Below are 16,543 nucleotides of genomic sequence, written 5' to 3'. Positions count from 1 at the left end.
CCAGGTCTCGCAACCCGAACCTTCTCCGAAGATCGGCGATGACCGCCAGCGTCACCCGCGGCCGCGCGCTGCGCTACGCCGGAGGCTCCGCGCGCGGCCTCCTACACCATGTGCTGGGACACTGCCCAACGCGAACTGGCAGACCTCTAGCAAAGCATTGGCCTGAGGCGTAACGCCAAGAACCGGATCGCGGGCGGGAAAAGCAACTACCTGTGGCACCTCGCCGAGGTCATTCGCGGCGCGGGACGACTGACCGCGCGGTTTGATGCAGAGCCTAATCTGAGTGCGCTCTTTGGGGACGGATATGATCCGGCAAGTATACCGAAGGCGGAGCTGCAGGATCGCTTCTTCGAAATGTTGCGCTAACAGAACTGCCAAATTTAGGATGTTGGGCTCTTGTCTGATAACGTTCAGCTCGCGAGTGCCTTTTGTCAGGCGGCCAAGCCTAGTGTCTGAAGAGGGCGCGATCCATGGCAAGCATCATTATGCGTGCAGAATGTTCAAAGTTCTCTCTCTGATCCCGCATTTCAAAAGACCACTTCAGGCCATGGAAAAGATTGTTTCGTATCCTAAGCACGATGATAAGCAATGCTGTGACAATCTCATTAGCTCGCTTTTCATTTCCGAGCAGCACATCTTTTACCAAGTCTGGGAAATCATTTGCCCTAAGATTGAGCCGATCAAAGTTTCTATTCACGACGTTTCCATCCGTGCATCTTCGCTGAAAGTGCCGGAGACTTTCTTCGAAGGCTGTAGCGTCATTAAATTTCAGGCTGTTTCTGTCAACAAAATGCCTGATCTGTCGTGAGCCACCATTCGAGTTGAGGGCCATAGCCTCAAATATTGTCCAAACCATTGTAAAGTCGGCAACTGCTGATCTCTCACCATCATCAAGGCTGCCGTAGCCTACTCCTTTGCTTGCTAGCCAATCATGTGCCTTCATCGGTGTAGATGCTCCCGCGAAGTGGACGAGATGAAGCATCGACCAAGTCGCATCCACTTTTCAAGGATTGATGTCGAGCAGCCACCGACGGGCCCAAAGATTTTCCACCGGGTCGAGGCGCAGCTGCGCTTTGGTTGTCAATGAGATGATCGGGGTGGGCCGTCTTGATCCGTCATGCATGGTTACATAGCGTGCAGCAGGGACCTAGCAGGACGGTTTGGTATAAGAAGGGTAACATGACGGGACGATTGACAGTCTGGGGCGTGCACATGGGCGAGCACGTCGGCACACGCCCCGTCGAGAATGGCTACGTCTCGATAGGGTGGGCCAAGCTGGGTGACCTTCGCGCCTATTCAGATCGAGAGGCATTCAAGTCTGCTCTTGCCGACTGCTACCCAGAGAAGAAGGCCGGCTCGCGGCCAGTCGATGCGGGGATTCTGTATCGGTTCACGCACCAAATGAAGGCGGGCGACATCGTCGTGTATCCGTCGAAGCACGACCGGATGGTGAATATCGGGCGTTTCACGGGCGAGACCGACTACGTCGCAGACGATCAGGACGGCTACCCAAACCGACGCCGCGTCGAGTGGCTGGGACATTTCCCGCGAAACGACTTCAGCCAGAGCGCGCTGAACGAGATCGGCGCCTTCATCACAGTATTCCTGATCCAAGGTCACGCCGGGGAGTTCCTGGCGAAGGTCGGCGCGCAGCCATACCAAGCTGAACCGGTTCCCACGGACCTCGCACCGGAAGAGGTCGCCGACGACGACGCCGCAACCGTAGGTGTGTCTCGACAGGCCGAGATGACCACCGGCGATTTCATCATCCGCCAGATAACAGGTAAGCTGTCAGGGTATGAGTTCGAGGAACTGGTCGCGCACCTTCTGGAATGCATGGGCTACACGGCGCGCGTGACCCCGCGTTCGGGCGACGGCGGCGTGGACGTGATAGCCCATCGCGACAAGCTAGGTTTTGAGCCGCCCATCTTGAAGGTGCAGTGCAAGCGGAAGACGGACCAGACACCGCGCCCGGAAGTCGACCAACTGCTGGGCACTTTAGGGGACGGGGAGTTCGGCCTCTTCGTGTCGCTTGGATCATTCAGCCGTCAGGCTGTGGAATTGGAACGCAACCGCCCGAAGCTGCGGCTGATCGACGGTGAGCAGTTCGTAGAATTGCTTCTGGAACACTACGGGCGGCTGTCGCCGCGCTACCGGTCGATCATCCCACTCAAGCAGATTTACGTTCCCGACCTTCAGGGTTGACCGGCACCTTGCGCGTTCGGGACGTTCGGGTCAGAGCCGACCGTATAGGTTGGCTTGGCGAAAGGACGCCGCAGGGCATCGTGACGGAACCGTTTTGGGCGATCGTCTAAGGCTGGGAAGTGCACGCAAGTTCACTCACTTTCTGGAAGTGCGCCGATCTGCCCGGATGCGCACCGAACTTCGGATTTCGGCCGTTGCACGCAAGAAGCTGTCCGCTCCGACTTGTTTAAATTCAGCGTGTTACACAGTCCGCGCCTTCGAAAAACTCCGTAAGAAACGGGCAAAACAGGAAAGGCCAAAGTGAACTTGCGTTCACTCCCCGGCAGACAAAATGACCGCCGCTCACGGGAATTCACTCGTATCGCGCGATGAACGCCTCGACTTCATCCAAGGTGGCTTCAAACCCTCTTCCGCGCGCGCCAATCAAGATAACATTGTTCGATGAAAGCAGCGTAAATCCTGGTGGGTAGTATCCCCGCATCCAGGAACGCGCAGGCATCTTCTTGAGCCAGAAGCCCAGCCTTTTCGCGCGGCGGCGAGCGCGGTTCTCTCGGGATTTTTCCGACATGTTTTGTCTCCAGTTGATTGAACTGCGTTGGCCTCTGTCTATTCCCCGGCCGATAAGCCATAAGGCGTGTATCCGACTTCCACTGACGGGTCCTTGGCCGCTTTCGCCTCGGCATCGGTGATCCCGAAGCGGTGGGCGAGGTAGTCTAACGCCCACATGAGATCGTCCCGAACCACTTCAGCGTCTGCGCAGAAGGCATAGGCGGCTGCCCACGATGCGATGCGGCTTCGCAGCCGGAGATAGGCTTGCACACCTTCCAGACGCCAAGACCCCGATGGTTCCTTGGCTGCGGACGACAGCAGGGCCTCAGCCGTCTGCAGGTCGAGAGCAAACTGACAGCGAAGGGCCTCAAGATTGGTCTCGGTCGGCCAGACATCCAACCCAGCCGGAGTGAATTTGATCCAGCACCCCAGCATCCGGAACCTGGAGGCTGCGGTCGCCTCCTGCTTGACTTCTGTCTTGAATGACCCCCCCGGCAGCCCGGCGATAGCCGAGCGCAAGGCTTTGAGTGCGAACGTCAGCGCCGCCTCGCTCTTCGCGAAGAGAAAAAAGTTGTCGGCAAAGTTCACGATGGCGATGCCCTTGATCTTCACCATCTTGAGTTTGCTGACGGACCATTCCGCGATAGCGGATGACGCGGCACTGCCCTGCGGAATGCCGGGAGGGGTCTGATGGAAGACGTGGTTAAGGAAGAGAAGGGAGAGAGCCTTATGGGGGCCCTCGTACTTCGCTGATGCTGCCATTACGATCTGCATCACTACTGCTTTGGGCAGTGGAAGTGTGTCGACAAGTTTGGCGGCATTGAACGATGGATAGTGATCCTTTATGTCGAGTTCAGCGACATGATGTAGTCCCTCCTCTGTGATGAGCCTGAGCGCCTCCTCAATGGCCTTGCGGACGCCCAGGCGGGTGAATTGAAACGGGGCGGGCGTGGTGGTCGCGCGGACCAGCTTCAGCACCATGCGCTGAGCGCCGCGCGCCACCGGCCCGAAGTTGCAGATTGGCCGATATCCTGTCCCGGAGGACTTCGGCACAAGCGACACCTGCACAGCTTCGTCGAGTTTGGTAAGGACATCGAACGCATTAGATTTCTCGATAATCTGATGCAGGGACAGCCGCCGTGCGATGGGTAGACGCTTATTGACTTCAAGCATCGCAGCCTGACGGCAGCGCAGCGAGGTCAGGTAAAGGTAAGCGGCCTTCTTGAGCGCGGTCGGGGAATTGCACGCAAGTTCAATTTTCTTCCACTGCTTCGCTTCGTGCTTATCGGCCTTGGCGAGAGCATGAACGTCATTCTCGAGATGCTCCGCCTCGCCGGGATAAAGAGGAACAAGATGGCCAAACCGCTTGATCAGGACTGGTTTGGGGTTGGAAGTAACAGGAGCGGGTGCCTTCGCGAACATCATCGACCTCCGGCCATCAGGACTGTTTCAGGGCCGAAGCACGGTTCCGGGTGCGGTGCGCTTCAACCGCGACCTCCACCTCGGCCTCGCTCCAGTAGAGCCTGCTGCCGATCTTGACGGGAACGGGGAGGCGGCCCAACCCGACATCCCTATAGACGCTGGATCTGCTCCTGCCGCCGAGTTTACGGCGGAGTTCCTTGAACGACAGTAGGTTCATGATGGCGCTCCATGGGGTCCAATGGAGCGAACTTGGACGAAGCAGTGACTATTCGATAGCCGACCAAATCACCGAATATGACCGCTATTCTTCCTGTGGCGCGTCCCACGATTTCAAGATTTCCACCACGTGATGAGGCGGCAGGCCGGGTGGTCCAAAGTAGTTAAGATATTGAGAAACCCAACTTGTCTCCTTAACGCCTAGGTCGCGGACAATCATTCTGCGAGAGATATAGTCCCTTACCTCATCGGGAAGTTTCCCCAGCGGGTCATAATACCTCGCTTCGAGAAGGGTCTCCGCCGTGCAGGCTGCAAAGGTCGACGCAAGAGCCTCGACAGAGAGTTCAATCGCGCGCTCGGCAGATTTGGGCTCATGATGGATTTCCTTCATGAACCATCGCTGAATGATACTTCTCGGCATGGCCGTGTATAGTCGTGGGTCGCTCATCCACGCCTTGATCGACTGATAAGTTTGTCGACGCACTTCAACGATGGCCCTGTTGCGAAAACGTCCAAGTGGGGAGTTATCCTTTCCGATCTTTCCTGGCGCCTTGCCTGTCAGATAGTCCGCTATGAGAACCTTCAGCGCGTCTACCGCCCAATCAGGTAGCGGAAGCTGCCACTCTCGGCTCCTTTCAATTACCTCAAGCAGCGCGAACGGGTTCTCAGCGGCGTGATCGCGGTGCAGGTCGACCAGCAGCGCCCGCAACTGATCGGGACCGTAGTGGAGATGCGGCGCTTTGCCCGCCATGTGCAGCGCCCTTCGTTATGACGACATGGTGACGAAGGCTGCCCACTGATCCATCACCGGGCGGCGCTGGTCGAGGAAATCGCTGCGCCTGTATGCGCGCTCGACGGCTCCGCCGACGGTGTGCTGCAAGCAGGTTTCGGCGACCTCAAAGGGTGTGTTGGTTGTCTCAGCAACCCAGTCCCTAAAGCTAGACCGAAACCCGTGAGGTCTGGCAGTCATCTGCCTCCGCTCCATCAGGCGCGCCATGGTGGCGTCGCTGATCACGCCCTTGCGCACACTTGGGAACAGGTAGCCATCCCGTATGAACGGCTTGGCGGCTTCTATAGTCGCCAGTGCGGCTCGGGACAGGGGCACGCGGAAGTCAGCCGTCGCGCCCTTCCGGCCTTTCATGTGGGCGCCCGGGATCGTCCAGATGTCGCCATCGATCTGCTCGCTGCGAAGGAAACGAAGAGGGCCAGACCGAACGGCCGTGAGGATCAGAAGGCGAAGCGCCAGATGGGTGATCGACCCGTCGCTGAGGCTTGCATAGAAGGCGGGCACTTCCTGCCAGGGCAGTGCGGGGATGTTCACCGGCGTATGCTTGCGCTTGCCAAGCAGGGCCTGTGCCTTGATCGGCGCCTGAAGATCAACGTCGAGACCGAGCGCGGCGGCGTGCCTGAGGCAGATCGAAAGCCGGTTGAGCGCCTTCCGCGCGGTGTCCGCCTTCTCGTGCCAAATCGGCCGCAGAACGTCCCGGATGTCGATCTGGGTAATCTCCGAGACTGGAACGCCGCCCAACTTGGGCAGGACATGGTGCTCAAGGGGGCTTAGCCACCGCCCGGCTTTCCCGTCGTCCTTCAGTTCCGCCTTGCGGCTTTCGAAGGCATCCAACGCGATGTCGCGCAAGCTATGCAGATTGCGGATGGCCTCCGCCTTCACCCTTAGGCGTTCGCGGATTGGATCAACGCCCTGCCGAACCAAGGCACGCTGCTTGTCGGCGGCCTCCCTTGCTTCCTTCAACGAAACTTCGCTGACTGAGCCAAGCCCCATCTCGCGGCGGCGGCCGTGGACGGTCACACGAAGGAACCACTGGCCACCACCGTCGTCCCGTTTGTGGAGCCACAACCCGCCACCGTCGGCATACTTTCCGGGGTCTGCGGCCTTAACCTGAGAGGCCGTCAGACGGTTCAGCGTCCGCGCCATCTATCCACCTCTGTATCCACCCACAAGATGTGGTATACTTTGATATAGAGTGGGGCAGGATGGAACAGCTAATCTTCAGGAAAGGTTAGATTTTCTTGCGCCTGCGGAACTGCCTGATACGTGGTGAAACACGAGTTCTCTTCCGGCTCTGGGCACCACTTAAATCCCTGACATCGCCAGGTTTTTTCTCACGCCTATGCCGCTTTCGGCTTGGGTTCGACGCTCTTGGCGGAAGGTTCGACAATCTGCCCCCGCCGCGCGTTCTCGATTTCGAGAGTCGCCATGGTCTCGCGGTTGTCGGCAGCAGTCCGTACTGCTCGTACAGGGTGACTCCCTTTCCGCAATCCTCATTCTGCTCTGGTTCCTTGTCGTCGTCGCCTCGGTCGACAACGTCATCCGCCCGCTTCTCGCGGCCAGATCGATTGCCATGCCTCTCCCAGTTTCGCCAATAGGCCAGCAGCAATGAGTTCCGGCGCGCCCTTACAAACCATGTCCCCAGTCCCGGTCCCTCAGGGCCGCTTCAGCCGTTCTTCGGCGGCCTTCGCTTGCTTCAAGCTCTCGCTCAAGGGCGATGGATCAGTATCGGACGCACCCGGCAGAACAGGGTTCTTCATGATCACCACAATCGTGATGTTCGAAACGAGAGCGGCCTGCAAAGAAGCTGCGTGGATGCCTCCGCGAACGAAGCGAACTATGTTCGACCGCCTATCGTGATCCGGCCTCGGCGCCCATACGTTCCACAAGCGCGAGCAATCCCTTGAGCAACGAAGTCGGATCGGGCGGGCAGCCGGGGATGTGCAGATCGACCGGCACCACGGCCTCGACCCCGCCCACGATGGCGTAGCTGCCGGCGAAACAGCCGCCGTCCTTCGCGCAGTCGCCAACCGCGACCACCCATTTCGGTTCCGGCGTGGCGTCGTAGGTGCGCCTGAGTGCCTCGGCCATGTTGCGCGTCACCGGCCCCGTGACGATGAGCACGTCGGCATGACGTGGTGAGGCGACGAAATGCAGCCCGAACCGCTCCAGATCGTAGAACGGGTTGCCAAGCGCCTGGAGTTCGAGTTCGCAGCCATTGCACGATCCGGCGTCCACCACGCGGATCGACAGGCTGCGGCCGAGCCTGTCACGCTGAGCGCGCGCGAAGGCCGCGACAAGTTCGTCGCGTGCCTCTGTCCAGGGCTCGGGCGCGCCTTCGGTCAGGGGCTTTCGCATCAGGCCTTCGAGAAGAAACCGTCGCACCGAGTTCCCCTTCTTAGAGATCGTGCCCGGAATACGAGCAGTTGAACGATTTGTTGCAGAGCGGGAAATCGGCGATGATGTTGCCCTCGATCGCGGCCTCCAGCAGTGGCCACTGGAACCACGAGGGATCGCGCATGTGGCAACGGCGGATGTGCCCTTCGGTATCGAGAGAGAGCCAGACGAGGATATCGCCGCGGAAACCTTCGACCAGCCCCAGCCCCTCACGGACTTGTCCTGTGGGCTCGACCTCGGTTCGGAGCGGTCCCGGCGGCAGCGCGTTCAGCAGCTGGGTGATCAGGGAACAGCTTTGTTCCACTTCGCGAATGCGGACCCAGACACGCGCGTTGACATCGCCGTCGTCGCGCACGGGGACATCCAGCTTAAGTTCGTCGTAGGGCGCGTAGCGCAGGTCGCGGCGGGCGTCGAAGTCACGGCCCGAGGCGCGGCCGACGTAGCCGCCCGCGCCGAACCTTCGGACGAGGTCGTGGCTGACGCGGCCCGTGGCGACGGTCCGGTCGAGAAGCGAGGCGGTGTTGTCATAAAGCTCGACCAGCGATGGAAACCGGTCGCGGATTTCCTCGACCAGCGCCCGCAGCACTGCCTCTCCCTCGGCATCAAGGTCCGCCGAGACCCCGCCGGGCACGATCCGGTCGCGCATGAAGCGATGGCCGAAGGTGCGCTCGGCGGCGCGCAGGACCTTTTCCCGAAGCACGCTCATCTGCGCCAGCATCATCGCGAACGCCGCGTCGTTGCAGATCGCGCCGATGTCGCCGAGATGGTTGGCGAGGCGTTCAAGCTCGGCCATCAGCGCGCGCAGGCGGAAGGCGCGTTCGGGCACGGCGACGGAAAGCGCCGCCTCGGCCGCCTGGGAGAAGGCCCATGCATAGGCCACGGTGCTGTCGCCTGAGGTGCGTCCGGCCAGTTCGGCGCCGCGGGACAGGCTTGCCCCCTGCATCAGCCGGTCGATGCCCTTGTGGACATAGCCGAGACGCTCCTCGAGCCGCACAACCGTCTCGCCCTGCGCGGTGAAGCGGAAGTGGCCCGGCTCGATGATGCCGGCATGGACCGGGCCGACGGGAACCTGGTGCAGGCTTTCGCCCTCTGCCGGGAGGAAGGGATAGGGCGGCTGGCCGGGATGCGCCGCGCCCGCGCCGAGCGGATGGGCGATCTCCCACCGGCCATGGTCGAGCCAGGGGCGCGTGTCCCCGGCGCCCTCGGGCACGAGGCCGAACAGGTCGGCCGCCGCGCGTTCCAGGCGCTGCGCCGGAGCATGATGGACGCCGACCGAGGGGAACTTTCCCTTCGCGAGGGCAATGCGCGCCACCGCGACGCGCCGTGCCTCCGGGTCATGCAACGCCATGCAGACGGCACCCACTTCGCCCCAGAGGTTCATCAGGGTGAACCGGTTCGCGGCAAGGGCTTGCCCCAGCGCGACCCAGCCCGGCCTGTCGACCGCGGTCGCCGGGAAGGCGGCCGCGCGGAAATCGCGGGAGCGTATCCAGACAAGTTCGGGCAGCTTGGTCATCGGCGCCTCATCCCAGGATGGCCGCGACGGTCTGGAACCAGTCCACCATCGGCTGCGGCATGTGAAGGCCGATCAGGTAGACCAGCGCCAGATGCAGCCAGAGTGGCACGAGCGACCCGTGCATCGGCCTGTCCTCGCCAGAGGGCGCGCCGAAGGCAATGCCACTCAGCCGCAAGAGGAGGGCGGCGAAAGCCAGAATGAGGCCGAAGGCCAGTATCAGCGCCAGGATCGGCATCCGCGCGAAACTGGTGGTCACGACGAGGAACTCGCTCATGAATACCCCTGAGGGCGGCATTCCGGCGATCGACAGCACCGCAAGCACCAGACCCCAGCCGAGTGCCGGGTGGCTCTGCGTCAGGCCGCGGATCTCGGCGATGTTCTGCGTGCCCTTGATCTGCGTGACGTTACCGACGGCGAAGAAGATCGCCGACTTGGTGAGCGAATGCATCACCATGTGCAGGAGCCCCGCGAAATTGGCGAGCGGGCCGCCGATCCCGAAGGCGAACACGATGATCCCCATGTGTTCGATCGAGGAATAGGCGAAGAGCCGTTTGATGTCGCGCCGGCGATAGAGCATCAGGGCCGCGAAGACGAGCGAAAGGAGCCCGAGCGCGATCATCAGCGGCCCGGGCGCGACGGCTGCCTCGTTCGCGGCCATCAGCAGCTTGAACCGAAGCAAGGCATAGAGAGCAACGTTGAGGAGCAGCCCCGAGAGCACGGCCGAGATCGGCGTCGGGCCCTCGGCGTGGGCGTCGGGCAGCCAGGCGTGGAAGGGCGCGAGCCCGACCTTGGTGCCATACCCCACCAGCAGGAACACGAAGGCCACGTTCAGCATGGCCGGATCGAAGCGCGGGGCAGCCGAGATCAGGTTGCCCCAGACCATCGACGGCATCCCTTCGCCCAGTACCGGCTGCGCGGCCACATAGACGAGGATGGTCCCGAAGAGTGCCAGCGCAATGCCGACCGAGCCGAGGATGAAGTATTTCCAGGCCGCCTCCAGCGCCTCGTGCGTGCGGTAGAGGCCGACCATCAGCACGGTGGTCAGCGTCGCAAGCTCGATCGCCACCCACATCAGGCCGATGTTGTTCGACACCAGCGCCAGGTTCATGCCGAACATCATCATCTGATACATCGCATGGTAGAAGCGCAGGTTGGCCGGGGTCACGCGGCCGATCTGCAGCTCGTGGCCGATATAGCTGGCCGAGAAGAAGGCCGCCGTGAAACCGACCAGGGTGTTCAGAACGACAAAGACAACGTTCAGGTCGTCGACGCGGAGAAAATCTCCGGGCGCGGGCCGGTCGAGCACCAGAAGCGAGGCCGCGGCGACGAAGGTCAGGAACGAGGTGGCGACGTTGATCCACGAACTCGCCCGGTAGCCTGGCAGCAGTGCCAGCAATGCCGCGCCGCCGGCAGGCAGGACCAGAACGGCCGAGAGGGCGTCCGCGCCGGTCATCGCCGTTCACCCCTGAATTCGTCCAGCGATTCCAGATCGACCGAATCGAACCGCTCGCGGATGCGGAACAGGAAGACGCCGATGACGATCATCGCGATCAGCACCGAAAACGCGACGCTGATCTCGACCACGAGCGGCATGCCCTGCGCGCCGGCGGCCGCGAGGATGAGGCCGTTCTCGAGCGACATGAAGCCCACGACCTGCGTCACGGCGTTGCGCCGGGTGACCATCATCAGCATGCCGAGCAGGATCACCGAGAGCGCGAAGGCCAGGTCCTCGCGCGCAAGCGCGTTCTCGGCGGATTCCGTCAGTTGCAGCATCAGAAGGATCGAAAGCGCGACCAGCCCCATGCCGGCAAGCATCGTCGGCACGACCCCCGTGACGACCTCCACCTCGCGGTGGATGCCCAGGCGTTGCACGATCCGGTGCAAGGCCCAGGGCACGATGGTCCCCTTGAAGACCAGCGCCAGCGCCGCGGAGGCATAGAGATGGTGGGCACCCTGGATCCACGCCTGCCACGCCACGGCGAGCGCCAGAAGCACGGCCTGAAGCGCGAAGGTGTTCAAAAGCGAGTAGATCCGATCCTGGTAGATCATCATGAAGCTGACCAGGACGAGGCTCCCGGCCAGGAGGTGCGCGATGTCGAAATCCAGCCCATGCATCGCTACAGGCTCCTTGAGACGAAGAGCAGAAGGGTTCCGAGCAGCCCCAGCATCAGCGCCACGCCCAGGAAGTCGGGCACCCGGAAGACCCGCATCTTGGCGATCGACGTCTCGAACAGCGCGAGCAGCGCTCCGCCCGCGGCGAGCTTTAGCACGAAGATCGCGCCGCCGATGGCAAGACCGCCGACACCGGCATTGGCCGGGGCGATGCCCCAGGGAAAGAACACGCAGCCGATCAGCGCCATGTAGAGCAGGAGCTTCAGCGAGGCCGCCAGTTCGATCATCGCCAGATGGCGGCCGGAATATTCCAGCACCATGGCCTCGTGCACCATCGTCAGTTCGAGATGCGTCGCGGGGTTGTCCACTGGGATACGTGCGTTCTCGGCGAGGCCGACGATGATCAGCGCGATCAGCGCCATGCCCATCGAGACGCGAATGCCGACCTCGCCCGAGGCCATGAAGGCGACGATGTTCGACAGCTGCGTCGAGCCGGCTACGAGCGCGATCGTGAAGGCCATCAGCAACATCGCGGGCTCGGCAAACGCGCCGATCATCATCTCGCGTGACGAGCCGATACCGCCAAAGCTCGTGCCGACGTCCATTCCCGCCAGCGCCAGGAAGAAGCGGGCGCTGCCGAGGAGCGCCACCAGAGCGATGAGATCGGCGGTCCAGGTGAAGTGAAGGCCGATGGCGAAGGTCGGGACCAGCGCGGCTGCGACCCAGGTGGCGGCGAAGATCATGTAGGGCGAGACCCGGAAGAGCCACGAGGCGTTCTCGGCCAGCACGACCTCCTTACGCATCAGGCGCATCAGGTCGCGGTAGGGCTGCACCACCGGGGCGCCGCGCCGCCGCGTGAGCCGCGCCTTGAACTTGCGCACCAATCCCGTCAGGCCCGGCGCAAGCGCCAGCACGACGAGCATCTGCACCCCCTGCAGGATCAGGTTTCCGGTCAGTTCCATATCGTCAGCCCCGTCAGCAGAAGGATCAGCGAGCCGAAGACGAGGCTTAGATAGCGCCGGATCGTGAGGAACTGGAGCGCGTTGAAACGCGTGGCGGCGGCGCCGACGAAGGCGATGATGGGCATGTAGACGCGGGTCCAGGCCAGATCTTCCGTCCGCGCCGCGAGCCGCGCCGCCGCCCTGTCGCCGGGCGGCGGCATCGTCACCGTCTCGCGGGCGGCCAGCACGGGGGCCATGACCCGGCGGATCGGCTGGGCAAAGCTGCCACTGCCATACTGAGTGACCGGATCGGCGTTCGGTAAACCGCAGTCCCAGGCCGGTGCCCGGCGTAGCCGCCGTGAACCCAGCCTGTGCACCAGCCAGGCGGCCGCGCCTCCGGATACCGCGATGAACACCATGACCAGGAAGCCGCTGTAACTGCTGCGCCCCTCGGCGACCGGGATCAGCGTGAACCAGGAATTGCCGGCCTGAAGCGGCAGCCCGGCGCCGACCGCCAGTTCGACGGCCGGTGCCACGAGGTCGATCAGGACACCTGGCACGATCCCCGCCAGAACGCATAGAAGCGCGAGAGCCCCCATCGCCGTCAGGGACCAGCGGTCGGTTTCGCCTGCCTCCCGCGCCGCATCGCTGCGGGGGCGGCCCAGAAAGACCACGCCGTAGAAGCGCACGAAACAGGCCGCGGCCAGCGCAGCGGCGAGCGCCAGCAGCCCGCCCGCCGCCGGCACGAGGAATTGCAGGCCGGGCTGCGGCAGATTCGGGCTTTGCAGCACCGCCTGGAAGAGCATCCACTCCGAGACGAAGCCGTTCAGGGGCGGCAGCGCCGCGATCGCGGTGACGCCCACCAGCGCGAGAAAGGCGGTCTTCGGCATCCGGTGGATGAGCCCGCCGAGCCCGTCAAGATCACGCTGCCCGGTCGCGTTCAGGACCGCGCCTGCAACCATGAAGAGGAGGCTCTTGAACATCATGTGGTTCATCGCGTGGACCAGCCCCGCCGTCAGCGCCAGCGCCGCAAGCCCCGCCATTTCGTTCGCCCGGAAGGCCAGCGCGAGGCCGAGGGCGGTGAAGATGACGCCGATGTTCTCGATCGTCGAATAGGCCAGCACCCGCTTGCCGTCGCCGTCGACATTGGCGAAGAGAATGCCCATCACCGCCGTCACCGCGCCGACCACGACCACCGGCACGCTCATCCACCAGGCGACCGGGCCCAGCAGATCGAAGGCAACCCGCACGAAGCCGTAAAGCGCGACCTTGGTCATCACCCCGCTCATCAGGGCCGAGACATGGCTCGGCGCGGCCGGGTGCGCGACCGGCAGCCAGACATGCAGCGGCATGAGACCGGCCTTCGACCCCGCGCCCACCATCATCAGGGCCAGCACCAGCGCCGCGAGCGCGGGGCTGCGCGCGACCTCGCGCATTGCCGCGAAGTCGTAGGCGCCCCCGGCGCCGGCCATCAGTCCGAACGCCAGCAGCAGCACCATCGTCCCGAAGCCCGCCATCACCAGATAAAGGTAGCCAGCCGTCCGGTTCTCTTCTTCGCGGTGGTGGGTCAGCACGAGCGCCCATGACAGTAGCGACATCACCTCCCACGACAGAAGGAAGGTGAAGGCGTCGTCCGCCAGAAGGACCAGCGTCATCGCGGCCAGAAAGCCCGGATAGAACGGCAGCACCCGGTGCGGTTCGTGCTCGTGCCGGCCGTAGCCGATGGCATAGACGCTGGCCGCCGCCCCGCCGGTGCCGAGGAGCGTCAGGAAGGCCGCCGAAAGCGCGTCGAGGCGCAGATGCGCGCCAAGCCAGGGCAGGCCGACCGGAACGCGCATCGCGGAAGCGCCCGCCTGGGTCGCCAGCGTCCAGACGCCTACAAGCGCCAGTGCAAAGCAGGAAACCGCGCAGCCCAGGTAGACCGCTGCCGAGACCGCCAGGCGGCCGCGCATCGCCGTCGCGACGAAGGAAAGCATCAGAAGGCAGAGCGCTGTGCTGGCTGCGATTTCGATCATTTCCCGTCCCGGCGGTTGGTTTCCAGGGCGTCATCGGGGCGGGTGGCTTGCATCTGCCGAAGGCGCACCCCCCGGCCTCCTGCGATGCTGGCGCCACCGTCGGTGATCAGTTCCACTCCCGCGCCCTCGATCGCCGTGACGACCCGCGTCAGGCTGCCGACCGTGCCGCCCACGGTGCTGCCGCTCGCTTCCATCCGCTGGATAGTGGGTACGGACAGACCGGCCATCTCGGCAAGGGCCCTCTGGTCGATCCCCAAGAGCGCGCGCGCCGCCCTGATCTGAGGTCCAGTGATCATCGCGATCGATACCCAGGAAGGCAGACATGATGTCCAGGACATCAATTGCGATGCAACGTATCATGCTGAGGTCTTGCTGACAACACCCGAACCCGGCCGGTTTTCGCCGCCTGCCTGCTCGCGCGGCAGGCAAGGCGAACGCGGCGCCGGTCGTCGGCCCGGCCCGCCACATCGCGCTGACCGTTCACCCGATGCCTGGCGGAGCTTGCGTCCGGCGGTCAGGCACTCTACCCAAGCCCCATGACGCTCCCCCTTCCCTCCGTCCGGGGCACCCTGACGCCCGACCGGCCGCTCGGCGACCTGACCTGGCTGCGGGTGGGCGGGCCGGCGGACTGGCTCTTCCAGCCGGCGGACGAGGCGGACCTTGCCGGCTTCCTCGCGCGGCTCGACCCGGCCGTGCCGGTCTTTCCGATGGGCGTCGGCTCCAACCTCATCGTGCGCGACGGCGGCATAAGGGGCGTGGTGATCCGGCTCGGCCGCGGGTTCAACGGCATCGCCGTCGACGGCGCCCGCGTCACCGCCGGGGCGGCGGCACTCGACGCGCATGTGGCGCGCAAGGCGGCCGAGGCGGGGGTTGACCTGACCTTCCTGCGCACCATTCCCGGCGCAGTGGGCGGCGCGGTCCGGATGAACGCGGGCTGCTACGGCAGCTACACGGCCGACCACTTCGTCTCGGCGCGGGTGGTGCTGCGCGACGGGACCATCCACACCCTCGGCCCGGGGGACATGGGCTTCGCCTACCGTTCGTCGTCACTGCCCGAAGGCGCGGTGATCGTCGAGGCCACCTTCGAGGGGCCGAAGGGCGACCCGGCGGCGCTGGAGGCGCGGATGGCCGACCAGCTGGCGAAGCGCGACGCCACCCAGCCGGTAAAGGACCGCACCGCGGGATCGACCTTCCGCAACCCGGCCGGGTTCTCCTCCACCGGTCGGGCGGATGACGTCCACGACCTGAAGGCCTGGAAGCTGATCGACGACGCCGGGCTCAGGGGGTTTCGCCGTGGCGGCGCCATGATGAGCGAGAAACATCCGAACTTCCTGACCAATACCGGCGGCGCGACGGCGGCCGAACTCGAGGATCTTGGCGAAGAGGTCAGAAAAAGGGTTTTCGAATCCAGCGGTTTGACGCTAGAGTGGGAAATCATGCGCGTGGGTGAAAAAGCACCCGTGGCAGGCGCGCAACCATAAAGAACGAAGGCCCGCTAAAGGGCCGGAACGAGGCGGATTTGGCGGGCAGGTCGAGCAGGACAGCCCCCAAGGTTGCGGTGTTGATGGGCGGCGTTTCCGCGGAGCGGGAGGTTTCGCTTGTCAGCGGGCGCGAGTGCGCGGCCGCGCTGCGGGAGGCGGGATACGAGGTGGTCGAGGTCGATGCCGGCCGCGACCTTGCCGCGCGCCTCGCCGAGATCGCCCCCGACGTCTGCTTCAACGCGCTGCACGGCCGCTGGGGCGAGGACGGCTGCGTCCAGGGGATGCTGGAGTGGCTCGGCCTTCCCTATACGCATTCCGGCGTGCTCGCCTCGGCGCTCGCCATGGACAAGACGCGGGCCAAGGCGGCGTTCCGCGCCGCCGGGCTGCCGGTCGCGCAAAGCGTGATCGCGCCCAGGGCCGAGGTCATGGCGCGGCATGTGATGCCGCCGCCCTATGTCGCCAAGCCCAACAACGAAGGCTCCTCGGTCGGGGTCTATATCGTCTCGAAGGATGCCAACACGCCGCCGCGCTTCGGGCCGGAGATGCCCGAAAGCGTGATCGTCGAGGAATACGTGCCGGGGCGCGAGCTGACGGTGGCGGTCCTCGGGGGCCGGGCGCTCTGCGTGACCGAGATCGTGACCTCGGGCTGGTACGACTACCATGCCAAGTACGATGTCGGCGGCTCGCGCCATGTCTGCCCGGCCGAGATTCCGGGCGAGGTCACGGCGGCCTGTCTGGAGATTTCCGAGAAGGCGCATGAGGCGGTCGGCTGCCGCGGCCTCAGCCGCTGCGATTTCCGCTGGGATGACAGCCGCGGCGCCGCAGGGCTGGTGCTGCTGGAGATCAACACCCAGCCGGGGATGACGCCGACCTCGCTCGCGCCGGAACAGGCGGCGGCCGTGGGC

At 63.9% G+C, this 16,543-nt stretch carries 16 protein-coding genes; 3 read left to right on the top strand and 13 right to left on the bottom strand.

Features of this window, described 5'->3' with window-relative positions:
* Window positions 1-445: 445 nt before the first annotated feature.
* Window positions 446-943: a hypothetical protein gene (locus tag F9K34_RS11235; protein ID WP_291337057.1), complete on the bottom strand. Its 498-nt coding sequence runs from the start codon at window positions 941-943 to the stop codon at window positions 446-448.
* 269 nt (window positions 944-1,212) lie between these two features.
* On the opposite strand from F9K34_RS11235, the gene F9K34_RS11230 reads away from it, so the two are divergent.
* Complete coding sequence (locus F9K34_RS11230) at window positions 1,213-2,205, top strand: restriction endonuclease (protein ID WP_291337056.1); 993 nt, start codon at window positions 1,213-1,215, stop codon at window positions 2,203-2,205.
* Window positions 2,206-2,557: 352 nt separating this feature from the next.
* On the opposite strand, the gene F9K34_RS11225 is transcribed toward F9K34_RS11230, so the two are convergent.
* From F9K34_RS11225 to F9K34_RS11170, 12 genes are all read right to left on the bottom strand, one after another.
* Entirely contained in the window at window positions 2,558-2,773 is a 216-nt protein-coding gene (locus F9K34_RS11225; protein WP_291337055.1) for a hypothetical protein, read from the bottom strand.
* Between the two features lie 38 nt (window positions 2,774-2,811).
* Entirely contained in the window at window positions 2,812-4,176 is a 1,365-nt protein-coding gene (locus tag F9K34_RS11220; RefSeq protein ID WP_291337054.1) for a reverse transcriptase domain-containing protein, read from the bottom strand.
* Between the two features lie 16 nt (window positions 4,177-4,192).
* Entirely contained in the window at window positions 4,193-4,393 is a 201-nt protein-coding gene (locus F9K34_RS19105; protein WP_436405735.1) for a helix-turn-helix transcriptional regulator, read from the bottom strand.
* Window positions 4,394-4,477: 84 nt separating this feature from the next.
* Complete coding sequence (locus tag F9K34_RS11210; RefSeq protein WP_291337052.1) at window positions 4,478-5,143, bottom strand: hypothetical protein; 666 nt, start codon at window positions 5,141-5,143, stop codon at window positions 4,478-4,480.
* Between the two features lie 15 nt (window positions 5,144-5,158).
* Complete coding sequence (locus tag F9K34_RS11205; RefSeq protein WP_291337051.1) at window positions 5,159-6,325, bottom strand: tyrosine-type recombinase/integrase; 1,167 nt, start codon at window positions 6,323-6,325, stop codon at window positions 5,159-5,161.
* A 705-nt stretch (window positions 6,326-7,030) separates the two neighbouring features.
* The gene (locus tag F9K34_RS11200) at window positions 7,031-7,564 is read right to left on the bottom strand and encodes an NADH-quinone oxidoreductase subunit B family protein (RefSeq protein ID WP_291337050.1); all 534 of its coding nucleotides are present in this window, start codon (window positions 7,562-7,564) and stop codon (window positions 7,031-7,033) included.
* Window positions 7,565-7,577: 13 nt separating this feature from the next.
* A complete protein-coding gene (locus F9K34_RS11195; RefSeq protein ID WP_291337049.1) occupies window positions 7,578-9,089 on the bottom strand; it encodes an NADH-quinone oxidoreductase subunit C in 1,512 nt (503 codons plus the stop codon).
* Between the two features lie 7 nt (window positions 9,090-9,096).
* Window positions 9,097-10,542, bottom strand: coding sequence for a hydrogenase 4 subunit F (locus F9K34_RS11190; protein ID WP_291337048.1), 1,446 nt, complete (start codon window positions 10,540-10,542; stop codon window positions 9,097-9,099).
* The gene (locus F9K34_RS11185; protein ID WP_291337047.1) at window positions 10,539-11,204 is read right to left on the bottom strand and encodes a hydrogenase-4 component E; all 666 of its coding nucleotides are present in this window, start codon (window positions 11,202-11,204) and stop codon (window positions 10,539-10,541) included. Before F9K34_RS11185 ends, F9K34_RS11190 begins: the two co-directional genes overlap by 4 nt.
* Before the next feature lie 2 nt (window positions 11,205-11,206).
* Window positions 11,207-12,163 (bottom strand): respiratory chain complex I subunit 1 family protein, encoded by a 957-nt coding sequence (locus F9K34_RS11180; protein WP_291337046.1) that lies wholly within the window; start codon window positions 12,161-12,163, stop codon window positions 11,207-11,209.
* Window positions 12,154-14,157, bottom strand: coding sequence for a hydrogenase 4 subunit B (gene hyfB / locus F9K34_RS11175; RefSeq protein ID WP_291337045.1), 2,004 nt, complete (start codon window positions 14,155-14,157; stop codon window positions 12,154-12,156). Before hyfB ends, F9K34_RS11180 begins: the two co-directional genes overlap by 10 nt.
* Window positions 14,154-14,453, bottom strand: a complete 300-nt coding sequence (locus tag F9K34_RS11170) for a helix-turn-helix domain-containing protein (protein ID WP_291337044.1) — start codon at window positions 14,451-14,453, stop codon at window positions 14,154-14,156. Before F9K34_RS11170 ends, hyfB begins: the two co-directional genes overlap by 4 nt.
* 240 nt (window positions 14,454-14,693) lie before the next feature.
* Here F9K34_RS11170 and murB point away from each other — a divergent pair, with 240 nt between their 5' ends.
* Together murB and F9K34_RS11160 are read left to right on the top strand one after the other, a co-directional pair.
* The gene (murB, locus tag F9K34_RS11165) at window positions 14,694-15,638 is read left to right on the top strand and encodes a UDP-N-acetylmuramate dehydrogenase (protein ID WP_291337043.1); all 945 of its coding nucleotides are present in this window, start codon (window positions 14,694-14,696) and stop codon (window positions 15,636-15,638) included.
* Window positions 15,639-15,676: 38 nt separating this feature from the next.
* Window positions 15,677-16,543, top strand: an 867-nt coding sequence (locus F9K34_RS11160; protein ID WP_291337042.1) for a D-alanine--D-alanine ligase, incomplete at its 3' end; no start/stop codon positions are given.

The organism is Albidovulum sp. (assembly GCF_008933605.1).
Taxonomy (GTDB): domain Bacteria; phylum Pseudomonadota; class Alphaproteobacteria; order Rhodobacterales; family Rhodobacteraceae; genus Albidovulum.
Note: the sequence above shows the minus strand (reverse complement) of the source record. Positions and strands in the feature narration are given on the sequence as shown.